Source organism: Sphingobium sp. ba1, from assembly GCF_000743655.1.
Taxonomy (GTDB): domain Bacteria; phylum Pseudomonadota; class Alphaproteobacteria; order Sphingomonadales; family Sphingomonadaceae; genus Sphingobium.
Genome location: NZ_JPPQ01000033.1, coordinates 1 through 3,241 on the forward strand (window position 1 = coordinate 1; position 3,241 = coordinate 3,241).

Sequence of the window (3,241 nt, forward strand, 5' to 3'; positions counted from 1 at the left end):
AGAGGCTGACTCATAAAGAAGCGTTTTGATTACAGTCGCGTGCGATTCTGCGGGTGATTTGGTTGACGGATGCGATGAAAAGCCAGGTGGTGGCGCTTTCGATGGTTCGCTCGAAGTCCTTGGCGAGGCGGCGGTTGCGGTTCAGCCATGCGATTGTCCGCTCGACTACCCAGCGGCGTGGCAGAAGCTTGAAGCCCTTGGCGGCGTCGGAGCGCTTAATTATGTCCAAGGTCCATGTGCCGATTTTGGTGAGCGCGGTGCGCAGTTTGTCCCCGGCATATCCCCCATCGGCGAAGACGTGACGCAACCACGGGAAGGTTTGGCGGATGCTGGCAAGGACGTCACGCGCACCGTCGCGATCCTGGATATCGGCGGTGTGAACGATGGCACCGACCAGCAGGCCCTGCGTGTCTGTGACGATGTGCCGTTTGCGACCCTTGATCTTCTTGCCCGCGTCAAAGCCCCGTGGGCCGCCACTTTCTGTCGTTTTCACACTTTGGCTATCGATGACACCCGCGCTGGGAGAAGCTTCCCGACCCATCGCTTCACGTGCCATTAGCAGCAGGGCGTGGTTGATCGATTTCCACACACCCATTGCGCTCCATCGGTAGAAATAATGCTGTACAGTGGTCATGGGCGGAAATAGCCCTGGCGGCAGCATCCGCCACGGCAGTCCGCCCCGAAGCAGATAAAGGATCGCCTCGACAATCTGCCGGTAATCCCAAACTGGCGGACGACCGAGCTTCGAACGCGGTGGGAGCAGCGGTTCCAAAATCGCCCATTCCGCGTCAGTCAGATCACTTGGCAAAAGCAGTTCGGCTCTGGCATACTGCCGCCGGGTGGTGTCGGTCCACATGTGTCACTCCGTCGTCGTTTCGCAACTCCGACTGAATCACATCTCGCTGATATCACCCAACTTCTTTTTCGGTCAGCCTCTTAAGCTGGAGATGTTGTCGATGCCTATACCCGCGAGTGCCTGGCGATCCACGTCGATCAGGGGATCAAGGGTGAACAGGTGGTCGATGTCATGGACCGCCTGCTGTTCGAGCGCGGCAGTCCGCCTGCCAAGATCAGGGTGGATAATGGTCCGGAATTTATTTCGCGGGCGCTCGACCACTGGGCCTACATCAACCGCGTCACGCCGGACTTCAGCAGGCCGGGAAAGCCGACCTACACGGATGTTGTAGAAAAGTCCTTTCAACCGGGCGCGGGCATTTTCTTTGAGCGGGAGCTGGCGCGATCAGGTCAATCCGGACATACGGACTGGGCTCGCAGTGGGCTTGGTTGTTAGTCGACAGAGGCTTGTTGCTAGAACATCAAGGACGATCTCGCCTGGACGATCACACCGCAGCCGGCCATCGATCGAGTGCCATTTTGGTGATGGAGAGCAGTTCGTTAATCGTAGCGCCGTCGCGCGCCTGAACGGACATGCCTTCCATGACCGTATTGAAGAATTTGCCCAGCACGGCCGGATCGGCATTGGGCGCAAGCTCGCCCTGCGCGGAGCCGCGATGCAGACGCTCGATCAGGAGGGCCTCCGCCGCGATACGCTTGTCGCGCAGCAGGCATTCGATGGCGGCGGACGCCGGCGAAACGGCTGCCGCTGCCGAATACATGAAGCAGCCGGCCGGCGTTCCAGGTTCCGAGAATGATGACGCCGCTCGTTCCAGCAGGCCTTTGACGGCCTCGAAGGTGGACAACGCCGGATCGTTGATGGGTGCATAGAGGTGCACGCTGAACGTCGCGGCGTAGCGCTCGATCACCGCCGCGAACAGCCCCGCCTTGTTGTCAAACGCCGCATAGAGACTGGCGGCGGCGACGCCAGTCTCCGCCACCAGATCGGCCATAGACGTCGCCTCGTAGCCGCGTTGCCAGAACAGCCGTACCGCCTTGTCGAGCGCAGCGTCGGTGTCGAACGCGCGAGGGCGACCTGCGCCGCGGCGGACTTTCGTCTCTGTCATCACTGGTGTCCGATATGGAATGATCGATAAATAATATCTTGAAACTGGGGGCGCACACGGATACAGAACGATCATTAAATAATCAAGGAGTGTCCCATGAGCCGCATTGTCCGCATCCACGAATATGGCGACGCCAGCGTCCTCAGGATCGAAGATGTGGCAGTGCCCGCGCCCGCGGTCGACGAAGTGCAGATCGCGGTGAAGGCGATTGGCATAAACCGTGCCGAGGTGATGTTCCGCAAGCATGCCTACCTTCAGGAAGCGGAGTTCCCGAGCCGCCTCGGCTACGAGGCCGCCGGCACCGTCCTTACGGTGGGCGCGGACGTGACCGGGTTTGCGGAAGGCGAAGCCGTCAGCGTCATCCCCCCGCTCGATATCGCGCGCTGGGGCACCTATGGCGAGGTCGCCAACGTGCCCGCCCGCCTCGTCGTCAAGCATCCAGCGGCGCTGTCGTTCGAGGAAGCGGCGGCCGTGTGGATGCAGTATGTCACCGCCTGGGGTGCGCTGGTTGAGCAGGCGAAGCTCGGCAAGGGCGATTTCGTCATCGTCACCGCTGCTTCCAGCAGCGTCGGCCTTGCTGCCTTCCAGATTGCGCGGGTGGTCGGCGCGACGGTAATCGCGACGACGCGTACCGGCGCCAAGCGCCAGGCCCTGCTTGATGCCGGTGCACATCATGTCGTGGCGACCGAGCAAGAGGATCTGGTAGCGAGGGTGATGGAGATAACCGATGGTGCAGGTGCGCGCGTGGTGCTCGACCCGGTCGGAGGCCCGTCGTTCGAGCCGTTGACCGCGAGCATGGCACGCGGCGGCATCCTGCTCGAATATGGCGCGCTCAGCGGTGAACCGACGCCGTTCCCTTTGTTCTCCGTGCTGGGCAAGAGCCTAACGCTCAAGGGGTATCTCTACAGCGAGATCGTCTCGGACGATGCCGCCCTCGATCGCGCCAAGGCGTTCATCGTGGCGGGACTTGAATCGGGCGCGCTGAAGCCGCGGATCGCGCGCACTTTCACACTCGACGCCATCCAGGACGCGCACCGCTTCCTCGAATCGAACGACCAGATCGGCAAGGTCGTCGTTACGGTCTGACCCGCACACCGGGGGAGTGAGCGATTGCTCCCCCCTTCTCCGACAGAGGATCGGACCGTCGGCGCCCATGAATTTGCGCTGACGCAACGGCCTCGCACCAGCAATCAGTTTAACTCAACGAGGGTATCCCAACATGAAATCTCGCGCCGCTGTAGCCTTCGAGGCGGGCAAGCCACTCGAAATCGTCGAGATCG

3 protein-coding genes and 1 pseudogene are annotated in these 3,241 nt (G+C 61.4%); 2 read left to right on the forward strand and 2 right to left on the reverse strand.

Annotation, left to right across the window (positions count from 1 at the left end; translation table 11 throughout):
* Positions 1 to 10: 10 nt before the first annotated feature.
* Positions 11 to 856 carry an IS5 family transposase gene (locus IL54_RS02305; RefSeq protein ID WP_037472807.1) on the reverse strand — a complete coding sequence of 282 codons (846 nt, stop codon included), beginning with the start codon at positions 854 to 856 and terminating at the stop codon, positions 11 to 13.
* Positions 857 to 949: 93 nt separating this feature from the next.
* On the opposite strand from IL54_RS02305, the pseudogene IL54_RS22595 reads away from it, so the two are divergent.
* A pseudogene (locus IL54_RS22595) lies at positions 950 to 1,189 on the forward strand (DDE-type integrase/transposase/recombinase); the annotation flags it as partial.
* Positions 1,190 to 1,340: 151 nt separating this feature from the next.
* Here IL54_RS22595 and IL54_RS02315 read toward each other — a convergent pair.
* Positions 1,341 to 1,961: a TetR/AcrR family transcriptional regulator gene (locus IL54_RS02315; RefSeq protein ID WP_037472812.1), complete on the reverse strand. Its 621-nt coding sequence runs from the start codon at positions 1,959 to 1,961 to the stop codon at positions 1,341 to 1,343.
* A gap of 96 nt (positions 1,962 to 2,057) precedes the next feature.
* Between IL54_RS02315 and IL54_RS02320 the strand changes: the two genes are divergently transcribed.
* Positions 2,058 to 3,047 (forward strand): zinc-dependent alcohol dehydrogenase family protein, encoded by a 990-nt coding sequence (locus IL54_RS02320; RefSeq protein WP_037472814.1) that lies wholly within the window; start codon positions 2,058 to 2,060, stop codon positions 3,045 to 3,047.
* Positions 3,048 to 3,241 lie beyond the last annotated feature (194 nt).

What these genes read in the sequence shown, in the direction of transcription:
- IL54_RS02305 (WP_037472807.1), bottom strand. Translation starts at nt 856, where the DNA reads ATGTGGACCGACACCACCCGGCGGCAGTATGCCAGAGCCGAACTGCTT.
- IL54_RS02315 (WP_037472812.1), bottom strand. Translation starts at nt 1,961, where the DNA reads ATGACAGAGACGAAAGTCCGCCGCGGCGCAGGTCGCCCTCGCGCGTTC.
- IL54_RS02320 (WP_037472814.1), top strand. Translation starts at nt 2,058, where the DNA reads ATGAGCCGCATTGTCCGCATCCACGAATATGGCGACGCCAGCGTCCTC.